This window comes from Gordonia sp. JH63, assembly GCF_009856645.1.
Taxonomy (GTDB): domain Bacteria; phylum Actinomycetota; class Actinomycetes; order Mycobacteriales; family Mycobacteriaceae; genus Gordonia; species Gordonia hongkongensis.
Genome location: NZ_CP047235.1, coordinates 5071580 through 5089805 on the forward strand (window position 1 = coordinate 5071580; position 18226 = coordinate 5089805).

At 67.1% G+C, this 18226-nt stretch carries 14 protein-coding genes; 10 read left to right on the forward strand and 4 right to left on the reverse strand.

Annotated features, from left to right (window positions below; all coding sequences use genetic code 11):
• The first annotated feature begins 7 nt into the window (after positions 1-7).
• The 8 genes from GR168_RS22455 to GR168_RS22490 all read left to right on the forward strand — a co-directional run bounded on the left by GR168_RS22455 (position 8) and on the right by GR168_RS22490 (position 10827).
• On the forward strand, positions 8-2035 hold the full coding sequence (locus GR168_RS22455; RefSeq protein WP_159371710.1) for a TPM domain-containing protein: 2028 nt from the start codon (positions 8-10) through the stop codon (positions 2033-2035).
• A gap of 221 nt (positions 2036-2256) precedes the next feature.
• Positions 2257-4350: a PhoX family phosphatase gene (locus GR168_RS22460; protein ID WP_159371711.1), complete on the forward strand. Its 2094-nt coding sequence runs from the start codon at positions 2257-2259 to the stop codon at positions 4348-4350.
• Between the two features lie 261 nt (positions 4351-4611).
• Positions 4612-5415: an SDR family NAD(P)-dependent oxidoreductase gene (locus GR168_RS22465; RefSeq protein WP_159371712.1), complete on the forward strand. Its 804-nt coding sequence runs from the start codon at positions 4612-4614 to the stop codon at positions 5413-5415.
• 79 nt (positions 5416-5494) lie between these two features.
• Positions 5495-6622 carry a DUF5938 domain-containing protein gene (locus GR168_RS22470; protein WP_065631111.1) on the forward strand — a complete coding sequence of 376 codons (1128 nt, stop codon included), beginning with the start codon at positions 5495-5497 and terminating at the stop codon, positions 6620-6622.
• 7 nt (positions 6623-6629) lie between these two features.
• Entirely contained in the window at positions 6630-8159 is a 1530-nt protein-coding gene (locus GR168_RS22475; RefSeq protein WP_159371713.1) for a long-chain fatty acid--CoA ligase, read from the forward strand.
• A gap of 130 nt (positions 8160-8289) precedes the next feature.
• Positions 8290-8919 carry a TetR/AcrR family transcriptional regulator gene (locus GR168_RS22480; protein WP_159371714.1) on the forward strand — a complete coding sequence of 210 codons (630 nt, stop codon included), beginning with the start codon at positions 8290-8292 and terminating at the stop codon, positions 8917-8919.
• A gap of 90 nt (positions 8920-9009) precedes the next feature.
• Positions 9010-9483, forward strand: a complete 474-nt coding sequence (locus GR168_RS22485) for a MarR family transcriptional regulator (protein WP_159371715.1) — start codon at positions 9010-9012, stop codon at positions 9481-9483.
• Positions 9484-9540: 57 nt separating this feature from the next.
• Positions 9541-10827 carry an MFS transporter gene (locus GR168_RS22490; RefSeq protein WP_068972103.1) on the forward strand — a complete coding sequence of 429 codons (1287 nt, stop codon included), beginning with the start codon at positions 9541-9543 and terminating at the stop codon, positions 10825-10827.
• A 196-nt stretch (positions 10828-11023) separates the two neighbouring features.
• On the opposite strand, the gene GR168_RS22495 is transcribed toward GR168_RS22490, so the two are convergent.
• Complete coding sequence (locus GR168_RS22495; protein WP_159371716.1) at positions 11024-12100, reverse strand: IS110 family transposase; 1077 nt, start codon at positions 12098-12100, stop codon at positions 11024-11026.
• 573 nt (positions 12101-12673) lie between these two features.
• On the opposite strand from GR168_RS22495, the gene GR168_RS22500 reads away from it, so the two are divergent.
• Positions 12674-13912: an IS110 family transposase gene (locus tag GR168_RS22500; protein ID WP_159371717.1), complete on the forward strand. Its 1239-nt coding sequence runs from the start codon at positions 12674-12676 to the stop codon at positions 13910-13912.
• A gap of 250 nt (positions 13913-14162) precedes the next feature.
• A complete protein-coding gene (locus GR168_RS22505; protein ID WP_159371718.1) occupies positions 14163-14849 on the forward strand; it encodes an EthD domain-containing protein in 687 nt (228 codons plus the stop codon).
• 9 nt (positions 14850-14858) lie between these two features.
• Here the strand turns inward: GR168_RS22505 and GR168_RS22510 are convergent, their stop codons facing one another.
• From GR168_RS22510 to GR168_RS22520, 3 genes are read right to left on the reverse strand one after another with little or no spacing between them, the layout of a single operon-like run.
• The gene (locus GR168_RS22510; protein WP_159371719.1) at positions 14859-15551 is read right to left on the reverse strand and encodes an XRE family transcriptional regulator; all 693 of its coding nucleotides are present in this window, start codon (positions 15549-15551) and stop codon (positions 14859-14861) included.
• A gap of 49 nt (positions 15552-15600) precedes the next feature.
• Complete coding sequence (locus tag GR168_RS22515) at positions 15601-16791, reverse strand: FAD-binding oxidoreductase (RefSeq protein ID WP_159371720.1); 1191 nt, start codon at positions 16789-16791, stop codon at positions 15601-15603.
• Complete coding sequence (locus GR168_RS22520; RefSeq protein ID WP_159371721.1) at positions 16788-18119, reverse strand: FMN-binding glutamate synthase family protein; 1332 nt, start codon at positions 18117-18119, stop codon at positions 16788-16790. Before GR168_RS22520 ends, GR168_RS22515 begins: the two co-directional genes overlap by 4 nt.
• Positions 18120-18226 lie beyond the last annotated feature (107 nt).

Below are 18226 nucleotides of genomic sequence, written 5' to 3' on the forward strand. Positions count from 1 at the left end.
TGTGATCATGCATCGAGTGCCGGCACTTCGGGAACTGCTGACACGCGCGGCTTCGGCGGTCGCGCTGACGGGACTGCTGGGCGTCCTCATGGCCCTGGCGTCCCCCGGCGCGGCGTCGGCGGAGCCGCCCACCCGGCTGCCGAACTACGTCGTCGACTCCGCCGATGCGATCTCCCCGGCGCAGCGCGCCGAACTCGAGACGGCGATCGACTCGCTCTACAACGCCCACGCGGTCCAGATGTGGATCGTGTACGTCCGCGATTTCGACGGTCTGACCAGCGAGGAATGGGCGGATCGGACCGCCGCCGCCAGCGAGCTGGGTGACCATGACGCCCTGCTCGCCGTCGCCACCGAGGACCGGGCGTATCGGTTGTTCGCACCCGACAGCGTGGGCGGCCTCGATCAATCGACACTCGAAGAAGTCGCGAACGACGACGTCGTCCCGCAATTGCGCGACGAGAACTGGGCAGGTGCGGGCCTGGCGGCGGTCAACGGACTGTCCGGCGCACTCGATCCGAACCACACCGGCCTGATCGCAGCCGGCGTCGTCGGCGGCGTGGCCATCCTCGGCGGCGGCGGCGCGTACCTCTACTCCCGACGCCGCAAGCAGCGTCGTATCGACGACAGCGTCGAGACCCTGCGAGAGCAGGAACTGACTGTCGACCAGTTGGCCGCGCAACCCGTCGAGGTGCTCGACCCGTGGTCGCGTGAGGTGCTCACGGACCTCGACAACGCCATCCGCACCAGCAAGGAAGAGCTGCAGCTGGCGGTCGGCGAGTTCGGTGAGGCCGAGACGGCTCCGTTCACCGACACCGTGCGGCACGCCGAACAGGCGCTCGGACGGGCGTTCGGGCTGCGCCAGCGTCTCGATGACAACGTTCCCGAGACCGACGACGAACGACGCTCGATGCTCGTCCAGATCATCACCACCTGCACCGAGATCGACAGCACGCTGGACGACCACGTCGAGAACTTCGACGCGATGCGCAACCTCCTCATCAATGCGGACTCGCGATTCGACGCCATCACCCAGCAACTCATCGGTCTACGCGCCCGTCTGGAGACGGCGACGCAGCAGCTGACCGACCTCATCGGCAAGCACGGCGAGGCCACGTTGACCTCCATCCTCGACAACGTCGATCTCGCCCGAGCCCAGATCGACTTCGCCGAGGCGACCGCGGATCAGGGGCGCGCCGCCATCGCCGCACCGGTGGGTCAGCAGGGACCGGCCGTCGCTGCGATCAGGTCGGCCGAGGGATCGATCGAGCAGGCGACCACGCTGCTCGACGCCATCGATCACGCAGATGCGAACATCGCCGTCGCCCGCTCGCGAATGCCGGCGCTCATCGCCGAGGTGGACGACGAACTGGCCGAGGCCAACGCCCTGGCACAGACCGGCGGGACCTCGCTGGTGACTGCGATCGAGGTCGCGAGCGCCGCGGTCGCCAATGCCCGCAGCAACTTCGACGCCGATCCGCTGGGTACCTTCACGGCGCTCGTCGACGCGGATGCCGATCTCGACGACGCACTCGCCGCGGCCCGGGACGCCGCGGCCGAGCGCATCCGTCGTGCACAGGTCCTCACCGCGGCACTCGAATCGGCCGAGGCCAAGGTGACGGCGGCGGCCGACTTCATCGGCACCCGCCGCGGGGCCGTGCAGTCCACGGCACGTACCCGACTGGCGGAGGCGCAGCGGCTTCTGCAGTCCGCGATGGACGCCGCTGCCACCGATGCACCGGTGGCGACCGCGACCGCACGTCGCGCCGGTTCCCTGGCCGACCAGGCGCTCATGGCCGCTCAGACCGACGTCGTCGACTGGCAGTCGCAGCAGCGACATCCGGGCGGCTCGTCCACCGCCGGTGCGGTCCTCGGCGGAATCCTCGTCGACAGCTTCCTACGCGGCACCGTCGCGGGACGCGGGGGCGGATTCGGCGGCGGTTTCGGCGGGGGCGGCTTCGGAAGCGGCGGACGCAGCCCCGGTTCCTTCGGCGGCTCCGGGTCGTCGGGCCGGATCGGAACCGGCGGGCGGTTCTAGGCCCCGGCGCCGGGAGCGCAGCGAGCGGGCCGAATCAGCACGGCGCCGGGAGCGCAGCGAGCGGGCCGGATCGACACGGCCGCGTGATGTTCCACGTGGAACCAACAGGGGTGTTGGGCTGCCGTTAACGCTCGGGTAGCCATCGGTTCGTTTCATCCTCCTAACGTGCTCCTCGTCGTGCGCCGGCCCCGTGGCGCGACCATGTTTTCAGAGGAGCCCGTGTGCGTATTCCGTTGCAGCTGTTCATGTCCACCGGCGAGGATGCCGGACGTTCGTCCCGCGCCTACGTGACATGCCGCTACAAGTGCGGCGACGCGTGCCGCCACGATCCCGGGAACACCAGCGACAACAACTACTTCCGGGACATCGTCCGCACCGCGGTCTCGCGTCGAAGCGTTCTCAAGACCTCGGCCGGTGCAGCGGTGGCCGTCGGTGCGACCTCGCTCCTCGCGGCGTGCGGTGACTCCGGGTCGTCGGAGTCGGCCTCGTCGTCGAGCGGTGCGACATCCGGAGATGCGATGCCGGGCATGAACTTCGCCGCCGTCGCGCCGAACACGGAGGACGCCGTGGTGATCCCGGACGGGTACCGCCAGGAGGTGGTGATCAGGTGGGGCGACCCGATCCTGCCCGGCGCTCCCGAGTTCGACTTCGCCAATCAGACACCCGAGGCGCAGGCCGGGCAGTTCGGCTTCAACAACGACTTCGCCGGCCTGATCCCGGTCGACGGCGTCGCCGATCACCACTACCTGGTCGCCAACCTGGAGTATCCGACCGAGCCCTTCATGTTCGCCGGCTACAAGGAAGGCGAACCCACCGAGCAGCAGGCCCGCATCGCCATGGCGTCGGTCGGCATCGCAGTCGTCGAGGTCACCGCGCAATCCGGCAGCGGCGCTCTCAAAACCGTTGTGGGCCCTCGCAACCGACGTCTGGCTGCCTCGAGTCCGTTCCGTCTCACCGGCCCGGCCGCGGGCAGCGAGTTCGTCAAGACGGCCGCAGACCCGGCGGGCACCACTGTCCTGGGCACCTTCGCCAACTGTTCCGGAGGTCTCACCCCGTGGGGCACGATGCTCTCCGGGGAGGAGAACTTCAACAACTACTTCGCGAACCCGAGCACCGTCACCGACGCCAAGGCCAAGGAGCGGCTCGAGCGCTACTCCTTCGAGGACGACGGCGACGAGCATTACTGGGGACGGTTCGACAAGCGCTTCGACCTGGCCGTCGAGCCGAACGAGGGGAATCGCTTCGGTTACATCGTCGAGGTGGATCCGCACGACCCGAATTCCGTTCCGGTGAAGCACAGTTCGATGGGCCGGTTCAAGCACGAATCGGCGAACATCTACGTGGTCGGGAGCGGGCCGGACAAGGACACCGTCGTCGCCTACAGCGGTGACGACGAAAGGTTCGAGTACATCTACAAGTTCGTCTCCAGCCGCAAGATGAAGTCCGGCCTGTCGAAGACGGCCCGCGACCACAACATGGGCATCCTCGACGAAGGCACGCTCTACGTCGCCACCTTCACCGGGGACTCCCCCGACCCGGTGGACGGCACCGGAACCCCGCCCGCCTCAGAGAAATTCGCCGGGAAGGGGTCCTGGAAGCCGCTGCTGACGGTCAATGCCGACGGTTCGGCACGCTCGTACATCCGCGGCATGTCCCCCGCCGAGGTCGCGGTGTTCACCCGGCAGGCCGCCGACACCGTCGGCGCGACCAAGATGGACCGGCCCGAGGACATCGAACCGAATCCGAAGTCCGGCAAGGTCTACTGCGCGCTGACGAACAACGACGATCGCGGCACCGATGGAGAAGCGCCTGCCGATGCGGTGAACCCCCGCAACGAGAACAAGAACGGTCAGGTCCTCGAGATGACCGACGACCACACCGGCACCGAGTTCACCTGGGAACTCCTGCTGGTGTGCGGCGACCCGGCTGCTGCCGACACCTACTACGGCGGGTTCGACAAGACCAAGGTCAGTCCGATCTCCTGCCCCGACAACGTCGCGTTCGATCCACATGGCAATCTGTGGATCTCCACGGACGGCAACGCACTCGACAGCAACGACGGGTTGTTCGCGGTCGCCCTGGACGGCGATCGACGCGGGGAGACCAAGCAGTTCCTGACCGTGCCCAAGGGTGGCGAGACCTGCGGCCCGATCATCGACACCAATCGTGTCCTGATCGCGGTTCAGCATCCCGGCGAACTCGACGACCACTCCGCGGACAACCCGGCGTCGCACTGGCCCGACGGCGGACAATCGCAGCCCCGGCCCTCCGTCGTCGCCGTGTGGCGCGACAACGGAGGCGAGATCGGCGTCTGACCACACCTCGTCATCCGAGCACCCTCGAGTCCCGGCCACTGCCGCCCGGCTCGGGGGTGTTCTGCATCTCCCACCAGGACTGTCCAGCGGCACCGAGCCGTTGACCTGGATCTTTCGTGGACCACACCCCGATCGTGACAGTCGTCAAGGTTTTTCTTGACGACTGTCAAGACCCAGGCCTAGTGTGGCGTGCAGCACATGTCGTCTCGACTGTGTCTTGCTTCTCCGCCTCGGTCGAGGCGGTCTCACGGAGGTGGAACGATGACGAGTTATGACCTGACCGGGCGGACGGCACTGGTCACCGGTGGCGCACAGGGTCTCGGTGCCGGGATGGCCGAGGCGCTCGCCGCAGCGGGCGCGTCCGTCGCGATCGGCGACGTGAACTCCGACGGCGGTCGGCAGACGGTCGAAACGCTTCGGGCACAAGGCGCGAAGGCCGAGTTCGTCGCGCTCGACGTGACCGACGACGCAGCCTGGGAGTCGGCCGTGGCGTCGACCGTCGAGTCGCTGGGCGGGCTCGACATCGTCGTGAACAACGCCGGCATCGAGGTGACGAACCTCCTGGTCGATCTCGACGCCGGCGAGACGTCGAAGATGCTGGACGTCAACGTGCTCGGTACTGCCCTCGGCATCAAGCACGCGTTCCGCGCGATGCGTCCCGGCGGCATCGCAGGCAGGGGCGGAGCCGTCGTGAACATCGCATCCGTCGCTGCGACAATCGCTTTCCCCGGCATCAGCGTCTACTCCGCGACGAAGTCGGGTATCGACCGCCTCACCCGGGTGGCGGCCGCCGAATCCGGCAAGCTCGGCTACGGAGTGCGCGTCAACTCGATCTATCCCGCACTCACCCCGACCGCGATGGGCAACAAGCTCGCCGTCGAGACCGCGGCCCTGGGGCTGTTCGAATCCCCGGAGGCGGCTGCCCAGGCGGTCGCCGAACTGACGCCGCTGGGCCGGCTCGGTCAGGTCGACGACATGGCCGACGCCGTGGTCTTCCTCGTCTCCGACGCCGCGAAGTTCATCACCGGCGCGGGCCTCCCGGTCGACGGCGGCATGGGGATGTGATCCCGCCGACGTCCACCGCCGCAACGCTTTTCCCGAACACCCGCATCGAACACCCGAACCAGACACGAGGAGTCCCACCATGCCCACCGACAAACGCGTCGTCGTCTACGGAGCGTCCGGATACACCGGCCGACTGATCTGTGAGTACCTGCGCGAGTACAACATTCCGTTCCTGGCCGCGGGCCGCGACCACGCCCGGCTGAAGAGCGCCGTCGAGGCGGTGCCGGGCATCGACACGGTCGCGTACGACATCGTCGAGGTCGAGCACACGGTCGAGGCGCTGACCGAGGCCTTCCGCGGCGCCGACGTCGTACTGAACACGGTCGGGCCGTTCGCCCGCTACGGTCACGAGGTCGTCCAGGCGTGCCTGGAGATCGGGGCCCACTACACCGACACCAACGGTGAACAGAACTGGATGATCGATGCCGAGGCGCAGTACGGAGCCGAATTCGCTTCTCGCGAACTGGTCTTGACGCCGGGCCTGGCGCAGATGTACTCGATCGGCGAGATCGCCGCGAACATCTGCCTGGAGAACCCCGGACTGGACACCCTCGACATCCAGGTGTTCTGGAAGGGCCACCCGACCGTCGCGTCGACCAACACGATCCTCACCAATGCGGCATTCGCGAAGGCGTACTACCTCGAGGAGAACGAGTACGTCGAATGGCCGGCGGACGCGGGTCTGTACACGGTCAGCGTGCCCGGCCAGCACGACCTCGGTCTCGCTCTGCCCTGGGGCGGTACATCACACCCGGTGTGGTTCAAGAACGACCCGCGCGTGGCCACCGCAAAGGCACTCGGCGGCGTCTTCAACCGGCCACTGATGCAGGGCGTTCCGGTTCTGGTGGCCGCCGCGCTCGAACAGATGGAGGGCAAGTCCGAGGAGGAGAAGTACCGGATCATCGACGAGCAGTCGGCCGCCATCCGCAGCGAGATGCCCCCGCGTGAGAACCCGCGCCTGAACACCTCGCTGGACTCGGTGTACGCCTCCGGTCCGCTCGGCCGCGCGCACTGCGTGATCCACGGCAACTCCAACTACAAGCAGACCGCCCTGCTCAACGCGCACGCCGCGAACGAACTCCTCCAGGCCCGCCCCCGCCGTGTCGGCTTCGTCTCGAGCTGCCAGGCGTTCGGCCATCGCGAATTGCTCGGCACCCTACGCGCTTTCGGTCTGGTCCTGGACCCGATCGTCACCGTGCACCGCTGAGGACGACATGCGACTCTCGGAGTACCTCGACAAGGGCGCCTCGCTGGGGCGCGACGCGCCGTGCCTCACCGCCGGCGGGGTCACCTCGACCTACGGCGAGGTCCAGGATCGGTCCACCGCCATCGCGGGTGCATTGCAGCACAACGGGATCGAGGCCGGTGACCGGGTCGCCGTCCTCTCGGCCAACGATCCGCTGGCCCTGACATGCGTCTTCGGCATCTCGCGTGCGGGTGCTGTGTGGTGCCCGGTCAATCCGCGCAACGAGGCCGAGGAGAACCGACAGCTGTTCGATCTCTTCGGGTGTCGGCTGCTGTTCTTCCAGGCGAAGTTCACCGGCCTGATCGAGAAGATCAAAGATCAGCTCCCGCAATTGGACCGGATGATCTGTCTGGACGGCGACGTCGACTGGGCGAGGCCGTTCGACGGCTGGCTCGACGAACATCGGGCCGAGCCGGACGAACGCCGACGACCAGATGGCGGTCTGTGCATGCTCGCCGGTACCGGCGGGACGACCGGCCGACCGAAGGGGGTGCGACTCACCGAGGACAACATGATGACCTCGACGGCACTGGCGTTGATGAGCTACCCGTTCGGTGAGCGCCCCCGGTACCTGGCGCTCGCCCCGCTGACCCACTCGGCGGGGGTGCTGACGTTCCCCATCCTCAGCCTCGGCGGGGAGGTCGTGATCATGCCGGCACCTGACATCGGGGACTTCCTGGCGCTGATCGAGCGGCATCGAATCACCCACGCCTTCCTCCCGCCGACGGTGATCTACGGGGTGCTCGACCATCCCGACCTCGACAGTCGGGATGTGAGCTCGCTGCGATGTCTGTGGTACGGCGCGGCGCCGATGTCGCCCACGCGGCTGGAAGAAGCACTGACGCGTATCGGACCGGTGCTCGGCCAGTTGTTCGGGCAGACGGAGGCGCCGAACATGATCGCCACCCTCGCGCCCGCCGAGCACTTCCATGACGACGGGTCGATGGCCACCGAGCGGTTCGGATCGGCCGGGCGGCCGACACCGCTGACCACGGTCGCGATCATGGCCGAGGACGGGTCGCTGCTGAGTCGCGGCGAGCGCGGGGAGATCGTCGTCCGGGGACCGCTCGTGATGGACGGGTATCACGAGAACCCCACGGCCACCGCCGAAGTGAGCGCGCACGGCTGGCATCACACCGGCGACATCGGCTACCTCGACGACGACGGCTACCTCTTCGTCGTCGACCGCGCCAAGGACATGATCATCACCGGCGGGTTCAACGTGTACTCGGCCGAGGTGGAACAGGCGTTGCTGGCCCATCCGGCGGTGAAGGACTCGGCCGTCATCGGGCTGCCTGATCCCAAATGGGGCGAACGCGTGACGGCCGCCGTCGAACTGCGTGCGGGGCACGACGCCGACACCGAGGAGCTCATCGCCTTCGTCAAGGAACGGATCGGCAGCGTCAAGGCGCCGAAGGAGATCGAGATCTGGACCGAGCTGCCGCGGTCCAAGATCGGCAAGATCCTGAAGACCGAGGTCCGGGGCGCATTCAGCTGACCGGATCGAGGCCTCACCCGGTGCCCGCCCGGCTGGCGCCGACAAGCGTCGAACTCGGCCGGGTGGGTACACTCGGGTCTCGAACTCCATCACTCCCCGAGCAAGGGAATCCCCCGGCAAGGACCGCGAGATGACACAGGTCGTCGACCGACAGGCCCGCATCGAGGCCCGCGCACGAGACAAGTTCCAGGCCAAGCGCGACGAGCTGGCCATGGCGACTCTGACGACGCTGGCCGAACTCGGGTACGCGCGGACGAGCCTGCGCGAGATCGCGCAGAACTCCGAGTACTCGCACGGCGTGTTGCACTACTACTTCACCGACAAGCTCGACCTCATCGCCCACGCGGTCCGGCAGTACGAGGCCGTCTGCGTCACCCGCTATGACGAGGTCGTGGCCCAGGCGGTGACCGCGGACCAGTTGCGCGACGAGTTCGCCGACACCTTCTTCGCAGGCATGCACTCCGAGGCAGCCATTCATCGGCTCTGGTACGACCTGCGCAACCAGAGCATGTTCGACGACTCCTTCCGCGCGGACGTCATCGAGATCGAGCGCCGGCGCGAAGAGATGATCTGGCGTGTGGTGGAGAGATTCTGCGAGTTGTCGGGGACGCAGCCCGCGGTGACACCGGCGGTCGCCTACATCGCGCTCGACGGCATCTTCCAGCGCGGACTGCTCAGCGAGATCGACGGCCGGCCCGACGGCGTCGCGACTGCGCGCCAGGACCTGATCGCCTTCTTCGGAGTCGTGGGGCACCACTGACCGTCTGACGAGTCGAGCCGCACGTTCGTGCGCAGCATCACAGCCCCCTGCCCTAATACTTCGAACCCCTAAGTATTAGACTCTCTAAACGTGTCCGCTTCCGACCCCGCCCAACTCGCCCAGACCTTGCGGCCGACGATCACCAGGCTCTACCTGGCCCTCCGTCGTCGCGCACCGTCGGTCGAGCTGACCGCGGCGCAGACGTCCGCTCTGAGCGTCCTCGCCGATCACGGGCCGATGCGTATGGGTGAATTCGCCACCCGCGAATCCATCCGCATGCCGACAGCGACGTCGGTGATCGACGGACTCACCAAGCACCACCTGGTCGAACGCAGACCTGATCCAGACGACCGCCGAGCCGTGCTCGTCGGCCTCACCGACCACGGGCGCACCCTCGTGCGACAGATCCGCGAGGAGCGGGACGTCATCCTGACCGGTGCGCTCGCCGCGCTCGACGATCAGCAGCGCGAAGCCATCGCCGCGGCCGGACCGGCCCTGCAGGCCCTGCGCGACCAGCTCGACAATCACCCGGTATCGCACCCCGCCCGCCCGGCGAGTGCGTGAGCGGCCCGGTCGCGGTTCGACACCGCCGGCCGTCCGCCTGATCTGGCAAAGGAATTCATGACCGTCACCGAACACACCCCGGGCGACACCGCCGCGGTGGCGCGCGACACCACCGCAACCGAACCGTCGATGCTCGCCTCTCTGCGCGCCCAACCGCGCGCGGTGTGGATCACCGCCTTCGCCGCCGTCATCGCCTTCATGGGCATCGGCCTCGTCGATCCGATCCTGCACAGCATCGCCGAAGCGCTGAACGCCCCACCGGAGAAGCTCACGCTCCTGTTCGGTGTCTACGTCGGCGTCCAGTGCGTCGCGATGCTGCTGACCGGTTGGGCCGCATACCGTTTCGGGCCGCGACGCACACTCACCGTCGGGCTGGGACTCATCGTCGTCGCAGCCGGCGTCTCGGCCTTCGCCGACAACATCGACCAGCTCATCGCCTACCGGGTGATCTGGGGTCTCGGCAACGCACTGTTCCTCGCCACCGCACTGGCTTTCATCGTCCAATCGGCGGTGGGCAACCGCAACAGCGCCATCATGATGTACGAGGCCGCCCTGGGCATCGGGCTGGCCGTCGGACCGCTCCTGGGTGCGACGCTCGGTGAATGGACTTGGCGCGCACCGTTTGCCGGTACCGCCCTGCTGATGCTGGCCGGAGCCATCCTGTGCGCGTTCATGCTTCCCGCCGACGGCCCCCGGTCCGAACGAGTGCGGGTCCGGATCGTCGACCCGATCAAGGTCCTGCGCAACCGCACCCTGTTCGTCACGTCCGTCGGTTCCGCCTTCTACACGGGCGCCCTCTTCACCGTGATCGCCTGGGCGCCGATCGCGATGGGCCTGCGACCCATCTACGCCGGACTCGTCTTCTTCGGCTGGGGTCTACTCACCGCGGTCGCCGGAGTCTTCGTCGCGCCGCTGCTCGCTCGGGTCGTCGGTGAGAAGGCCGGTGTCATGGTTGCCATCTCGACATACGGACTTGTCATGGTGCTGGCCGGGATCGGCACGTTCACCGGACAGATCTGGCTGATCGGCCTGGCCGTCATCCTCTCCGGCTTCCCCTCGGGCGTGCTCAACACCCTCTTCACCGACGTCGCGATGTCGGCCGTCGGCGGCGACACCCCGCGCTCGGTCTCGAGTGCCGGGTTCAGCTTCCTCCGCTGGATGGGCGCCGCGATCGCGGCCGTGCTCGTCGCGTACCTCGCGAAGTGGACCGGTTCGGAGGCGACACCGTGGTGGTTCGCCACCGGATACTGCGTCGTCGCCCTCGGCGCGGTATCGCTGGCCAAGGTCGCCCACGACCACAAGGTCGCCGACGATGCCGCTCTCATCGGCGCCGAGGAGTTCTGAGGTTCGCGCACACGCGGCTTCACGCTCCCTGAGCACAGGCGCAAGGAGCACGGCCCCCTCCCGCTCCCCGAGGTGCGACGAGCGCGACGCCTCCGCTCCCTGAGGAGCGGCCGGACGGCCGTCGTGGACCACCGAGCGAACACTCCTGGGCGCCCGAATTCTATGCTCCCTGAGGTGCGAGCGAAGCGAGAGGGTCCTATAGCTTGTCAAGTGCTCCGAGGTCGGTGGTGAGGTCGCGGAACACTTCGCGGGCGATGTAGCGCTTGAGGCAGCGGAGGATGTCTTTCTTCGTTTTGTGTTCGGCGGAACGTCGCTCGACGTAGGCGCGGGTGGGGGCGTGGGATTTCATGCGTCCGACCGCGATCATGTGCAGAGCACTGTTGGCTTGCCGGTCCCCGCCCCGGTTGAGTCGGTGACGGCTGGTTTTGCCTGAGGATGCCGGTAACGGGGCGGCGCCGACGAGTTTGGCGAACCGTGCCTCGGTGCCCATCCGCTCGACGTTGTCACCGGCGGTGATCACCAGGCGGGCGGCGGTGATCGGCCCGATCTGCGGGCGCGAGAGCAGGGTGGGTACCAGCTTGGTCAGCAGTCGTGTGAGTTCGCGGGCCAAAGACCGGGCTTGTTGTTGGGCGAGTCGGTGTCGGTCGAGCAGCGACCGCGCAGCGCGCACGAACGCCGCGGCCGGCCCGGACAGATCAGCTTTCTCGGCTGGTACCGGCAAGTCTTTGATGAATGCTGCCCGCTTGGCGATGGTGCGGGCCTGGCGCGCTTGATCGGCGTACTCGGCTGGTGCGGTGGTACACAGGTCACGGATCTGGTTACCGATGCGGGTGGCTTCCTCGACGGCCGAAGCCCTTGCCACGGTGAGCATCCGAATAGATTCGACCGCGCCGCGGGTGTCTTTGGCCACCGCGGTCGCGCGGCCGGTGATGACTGCCATCGCTGCGGCGTAGGCATCGAGTTGATCGGTCTTACCGTGGGCGTAGCGGCGCGGCAGATCGGGGGTGTTGACCTCGATCACTCGCACCCCTTCGGCGGTGAGCATCCGGGTCAACCCGGCCCCGTAGGAGGCGCTCGATTCCACTGCGGCATCCTCGACGCGGCCGAAGCCACACGCCCACTGCCACAACTGGGTGTAGCCGGCGGTGGTGGTCGGGAACTCGCGATCGGCCAGCGGGCGGCCGTCGGTGGCGACGATCGCGGCGTGGTGGGTCTGTTGATGGGTGTCGACTCCGAGTACGACCACTTGCGTGGTCACTGCTGTCTCAGCCATTCTGGCGGTGTCTCCTTCACTGCGGTGGTGGATGACCTCACCGGGGCGGGTGGACAGGACAGTGAAGAGTCACGGCCTACCAGCCAGACAGGGTCCTAATCAGGTCACACCCGCCCCGGTCCTCACAGGTCACTTGGTGCAGGTGATCGACCGGAGTTCCGGGCCGACACATCTCGCCCATGACAGCACCGTCAGCCACGAAGTAAGTCAGACCCAAACCCGGTCAACCACCCACACCCATTCTCACTGCCACGAAGGGCCACGCAACGTGTCTCACCAGGCCCTTCGTGGCTCGTCGCTATCGCTCCTCGCACCTCAGTATCTGCGGCCTGGCGGCCGTCGTGGGGGTCGAAGAGTTCGTGCTGGTCACCGGCGCGTGGGGGGTTGATAGTGGAGGGGTGGGATGCGGTGACCTTGAATTCCTCCCTTGTGCCGAAGAGCCAGTACCTCAGTGTGAGGCGCGGGGCCTGCCACGGGAATCGTGGATTGTTGCTACGAGCACGCGGATTAGACTCCTGCACTTTGTTCGCCCCGTCCGCAGCCCACTTTCCGAGGACTCGAAAGGAGACCGAGATGGAAGTGCTGCATCCCCGATGCGCCGGGATGGATGTCTCCAAAAAGGATGTGAAAGTCTGTGTCCGCCTGGCTAGTCCGGGCCGAAAGACCGTGCAGAACACCACGACCTGGTCGTCGATGAGCGGCGACATTCTGCGGCTGCGGGACCATCTGATCGCCGAGCAAGTGACGTGTGTGGTCATGGAAGCCACCGGCGACTACTGGAAACCGTTCTACTACCTCCTCGAAGACGCCCCGTTCGAGGTGATGCTGGTCAACGCCCACGACGCCAAGAACCTCCCGGGCCGCAAAACCGATGTGTCGGATGCGGCGTGGCTGGCGCAGCTGGCCGCCCACGGGCTGTTGCGTGCCTCATTCGTGCCGCCCGAACCGATCCGACGGTTACGCGATCTGACCCGCACCCGCACCGCGATCACCCGCGAACGCGGCCGCGAGATCCAACGGTTGGAGAAAGTCCTCGAAGACGCCGGCATCAAACTGTCGGTGGTGGTCTCCGATATCAACGGGGTCTCGTCGCGATTCATGTTGCAGTCGCTGGTCAAGGGTGAACGCGATCCCGCCGTGTTGGCGGAGTTGTCGGTGAAACAACTCCGCCGCAAAATCCCCGCGTTGACCCAGGCGTTGCAGGGCCGCTTCACCGACCACCACGCGTTCCTGGTCGAGTTGCATCTGGATTTCATCACCGAACACACCGCCCGGATCGACGCGTTGACCGAGCGCATCGAGAAGGTGATGGCGCCGTTTCAGGCCAAGCGGGACCTGATCTGCACGATCCCGGGTATCTCCACCGCCACCGCCGATGTGATCATCGCCGAGACCGGCGGCCAGATGGCCCAGTTCCCCACACCAGGCCATTTGGCCTCGTGGGCGGGGGTCTGCCCCGGCCAGCACCAATCCGCCGGACGGGTCAAGAACGTCAAAACCCGCCCCGGTAACCGTCACCTCAAAGGTGCTCTCGGGGCTACAGCGTTATCGATCGCCAGCCACAAAGGCACGTTCCTCAACGCCAAGTACCGGCGCCTGGTCCGCTCTCGCGGCAAACCCAAAGCGATCGTCGCCCTCGAGCACACCCTGCTCACCGTGGTCTGGATCATGCTCACCGACAACGTCGTCTACGACGAACCCGGCCCCGACTACCACCAGCAACGCCACCCCGAACGCACCAAGAACCGCGCCATCTACGACCTACACAAACTCGGATACGACGTCACCATCACACCCCACGGAGCGGCCTGAGCAGCCACCTCACCTAACTCTTCGGATTAGGGAGCAGGGGGCTGTCGCTTGCGCTCCTCACAGCTCAGGGAGCAGGGGGCTGTCGCTTGCGCTCCTCACAGCTCAGGGAGCAGGGGGCTGTCGCTTGTGCTCCTCACAGCTCAGGGAGCAGGGGGCTGTCGCTTGCGCTCCCCACAGCTCAGGGAGCAAAAGCGCGGATGGATCTGCGAATCGGCGACCGGCGCGCGGAACGACCGGTACCGTCCGCGGGATGACGAGTTCCAAGGTGATCGTCGCCATCCGGGGCGGCGGGCCGAGCCGCACCGACGCCGACGATCTCGTCGAGCGCTGTATGGCAGCGGGGGCAACGCGCGTGCAGGTCAACCTCAGCGACGACGCGGTCTCCGGGGCCATGCGCATCGACGAACTCGACCCGCCCATCGTCGCGGTGCTGTCCTTCTGGGCGCCCGACCCCGACCCGGTCCTTGCCGTCGTCGATGACGAACTCGACGGTCCGATCGCTGCCTGGGCGGTCACCGCGCGGGCGCCGCTCAATCCGGACCTGCCCGCGGACGGGACGCGGATCGACGCCCTGTCCAACGTCGCGTTCCTGCGGCGACCCGACGAACTCGACCACGCCGAGTGGTTGCGCCGCTGGTTGGACGATCACACCCAGGTCGCCATCGACACCCAGGCCACGTTCGGTTACGTCCAGAACATCGTCGAACGACCGTTGACCGAGGACATCCCGCCGGTCGCGGCCATCGTCGAGGAACTGTTCCCGATGGCGGCGGTCAGCGACATCCACGCGTTCTACGGAAGCGGCGGTGATCAGCTGGAACTCGAGCGCCGGATGACCCTGATGCTCGAGAGCGTGTCCCGCTTCGGCGCGGACCGCCACCTCGACGTGGTGCCGACCTCGCGCTACGACTTCGACCTCAGCCGGTCGCGAACCTGAATGGGGCTGTCACACGGCCGAATCCGGGAACGCGATCACCGACAGGAAGCGCACCGGCAGCTCGACGAGTTCGACGGGTCCATGCGCGCCCTCGCCGTCGATCTGTAGCGAGTCGCCTGGATGCATCCGGTACACCGAGCGACTGTGGGCGTAGTCCATCACGCCCTCGAGGACGTACAGGAACTCGGTTCCCGCATGCTGGAACAACGGCTGGGTCACCGACTTCTCCGTCAAGGTGACGAGGAGACATTCCAGGCGTTTGTGCTCACCGCGCAGCGACCCGAGCAGCTCGTACTCGTGACCCTCCCGGGACCCCTCGCGCACGATCTCCGAGCCCTCGCCCGCTTTGACGAACACCGCCGACCGCTCCATCTCGGCGCCGCGGAACAGCGAGGTGACCGACACGTCGAAGCCGTTGGCCAGGCGGGCGAGCGTGCTGAGACTGCACGAGGTCTGGGCGTTCTCGATCTTCGACAGCATCGCCTTGGAGATGCCGACGCGAGTGGCCATGTCTCCCACCGACAGTCCCTGCTGACGTCGCAGGCGACGCACGTTGTGCGCGATCGCCGTCTCGAGCTCCAGCTCCTCGACCGACTGGTCGACAGGTCTCTCTCGCGCGGTGCCGGACTGATTCCGGATCAATGGGTCGTCCGTCACGCCGCCAGCATAGTGAGAAACAACGTTTCCTGACAGTTGACACACGATTCCACCCCTGTCGACGGCCACGGCCTCGGATCATCCGGCGTCCCGGTCAGCGCATCTCGCCGGCTCCCACATACGGGAAGCGCGTCGTCAGCAGGTCGCCTTCGGCGAACCGCGTGAACCGGAAGTCCGACTCCGGAATACGCGGGTCCGCGCTGCGTCCGTCGACGACGAGGTCGGCGATCAACCGGCCGACCGCCGGCGAGATCTTGAACCCATGGCCGCTGAACCCGGCCGCCAGGACGAGCCCGTCCAGTGGTCCGCTGGAGATGATCGGATTCCAGTCGGGTGTGACGTCGTAACACCCGGCGTAGCTCGTGGTGATCGCCGGATCGGTGAACCCGGGGAACCGGGTGCCGACCTTGTCGACGGTGAGGTCGATGAAGTCCGAGTCCGCGCGGTTCCGGTAGTCGTCGGGATTCGCTATGTCGAGCGCCGCGAGATCGCTGTTGCCGAACAGAATCTCGCCGCGGACGTCCGGTCGGACGTACTGCAGCGACACCAGGTCGGAGAAGACCGGCACCTCGCCGAGGTCCTCACCGGGGTGAATCATCACGATCTGTTCGCGGTGCACCTCGATCGGGATGTCGACCCCGTAGGGCGCGAGGAACGGTTTGGACCAGACACCGGTGGCGACGACCACGGTGTCCGCGGAGATCGTCGAACCGTCCGCGAGTCGGACTCCCGTCACCCGGTCGGCGTCGACGATTAGGCCGGTGACGTTGGTGCCCTGACGAATTCGGATTCCTGTTGCCCGCGCCGAGGCCGCGAAGGCCTGCGCGGTCTGATACGCGTCCCCGTAGCCGCCGCGCTCTTCCCAACCGAAGGCCGCGAAGGGTTCGAGGTCGGCGGTGGGCCACATCGCGGCGACATCGGCGGCGTCGATCTCCTCGGTCTGCACGCCGACCGCACGTTGCGCCGCGAGGCTCTTGCGCATGTTCTCGACATTCGGCTCGCCGACGCCGACGACATATCCGGTCTGACGGAATCCGATGTCGGAGCCGAAGATCTCCTCCGCCTTCTCGAAGACCTCGAGTCCGACCGCGGCCATCGCCGCCAGCGAACCGACGCCGTAGTGGCACCGCACGATTCCCGAAGACTTGCCCGTCATCCCGCCGCCGACGGTGTCCCGCTCGCAGACGATCACATCGGTGATGCCGCGTTGTCCCAAGGCCCAGGCGGCCGCCACGCCCTCGAGGCCGCCACCGACGATGACGACCGAGGCGGTCTCGGTGCTCACAGGCCCGCCCCCGGAATCCAACTCGTCCCGGCGAGCGGAACGCGGGCCATCGCCGACGCCTCGATCGAGATGGCGACGAGATCTTCGGGCTCCAGATGCTGCAGGTGCGCTTTGCCGCACGCACGGGCGATCGTCTGGGCCTCCATCGTCATCACGCGCAAGAAGTTCGCCAGGCGCTTTCCGCCGAGGACTGGGTCGAAACGCGCCGAGAGTTCCGGGTCCTGCGTGCTGATGCCCGCGGGATCGCGCCCGTCCTGGAAGTCGTCGTAGAAACCGGCGGCCGATCCCAGCGCCTCGTACTCCGCGGCGTATCGGGGATCGTTGTCGCCCAACGCGATCAGCGCTGCGGTGCCGATGGCGACGGCGTCGGCACCGAGGGCCATCGCCTTGGCGACATCGGCGCCGTTGCGGATTCCGCCCGACACGATGAGTTGGACCTCTCGGTGAACACCCAACTCCTGCAGGGCCTGCACCGCCTGCGGGATGGCGGCGAGGGTCGGGATGCCGACGTGCTCGATGAAGACGTCCTGGGTCGCCGCAGTTCCGCCCTGCATCCCGTCGACCACGACGACGTCGGCGCCGGAATGCACCGCGAGTTTCACGTCGTAATACGTGCGGGTGGCGCCGACCTTCACATAGATCGGCTTCTCCCAGTCGGTGATCTCGCGCAACTCGTTGATCTTGATCGCCAGGTCGTCCGGTCCGGTCCAGTCGGGGTGACGGCACGCGCTGCGCTGGTCGATTCCCTGCGGCAGGGTACGCATGCCCGCCACACGCTCGGAGATCTTCTGTCCCAGCAGCATTCCCCCGCCGCCCGGTTTGGCACCCTGGCCGAGCACGATCTCGATCGCGTCGGCCTTGCGCAGGTCGTCGGGGTTCATCCCGTATCGCGACGGGAGATATTGGTAGACGAGGTGTTTGGACTGACCCCGCTCTTCGGGCGTCATCCCGCCGTCACCGGTGGTGGTGGAGGTACCGACCTCCGAGGCGCCGCGCCCCAGCGCTTCCTTCGCCCCGGCCGACAGCGCGCCGAAGCTCATCCCGGCGATCGTCACCGGGGTGGAGAGATGCAACGGGTACTTCGCATTTCGCGAGCCGAGGACGACGTCGGTGTCGCAGCGCTCGCGATAACCCTCGAGGGGGTACCGGGACATCGATGCGCCGAGGAACAGCAGATCGTCGAAGTGCGGCAGCTTGCGCTTGGCGCCCCAGCCACGGATGTCGTAGATGCCGGTCTCGGCCGCGCGCTGGATCGCGGCGATGGTGGTGCGGTCGAACGTGGCCGACTCACGCAGGCCGCGCTGTTCGATGCTCAGGTTGTTGGTCATCGGTAGTTCTCTTTCGTCGTGTGGTCGTGCGGCGTTGCGGCCCTTCGTGGCTCGTCGCTAACGCTCCTCGCACCTCAGGGAGCAGGTGGTCGGCCGCGCTATCGCTC

Coding starts and splice junctions, on each gene's coding strand:
- GR168_RS22490 (WP_068972103.1), top strand. CDS start 9,541: ATGACCGTCACCGAACACACCCCGGGCGACACCGCCGCGGTGGCGCGC.
- GR168_RS22455 (WP_159371710.1), top strand. CDS start 8: ATGCATCGAGTGCCGGCACTTCGGGAACTGCTGACACGCGCGGCTTCG.
- GR168_RS22500 (WP_159371717.1), top strand. CDS start 12,674: ATGGAAGTGCTGCATCCCCGATGCGCCGGGATGGATGTCTCCAAAAAG.
- GR168_RS22465 (WP_159371712.1), top strand. CDS start 4,612: ATGACGAGTTATGACCTGACCGGGCGGACGGCACTGGTCACCGGTGGC.
- GR168_RS22480 (WP_159371714.1), top strand. CDS start 8,290: ATGACACAGGTCGTCGACCGACAGGCCCGCATCGAGGCCCGCGCACGA.
- GR168_RS22470 (WP_065631111.1), top strand. CDS start 5,495: ATGCCCACCGACAAACGCGTCGTCGTCTACGGAGCGTCCGGATACACC.
- GR168_RS22505 (WP_159371718.1), top strand. CDS start 14,163: ATGACGAGTTCCAAGGTGATCGTCGCCATCCGGGGCGGCGGGCCGAGC.
- GR168_RS22520 (WP_159371721.1), bottom strand. CDS start 18,119: ATGACCAACAACCTGAGCATCGAACAGCGCGGCCTGCGTGAGTCGGCC.
- GR168_RS22475 (WP_159371713.1), top strand. CDS start 6,630: ATGCGACTCTCGGAGTACCTCGACAAGGGCGCCTCGCTGGGGCGCGAC.
- GR168_RS22495 (WP_159371716.1), bottom strand. CDS start 12,100: ATGGCTGAGACAGCAGTGACCACGCAAGTGGTCGTACTCGGAGTCGAC.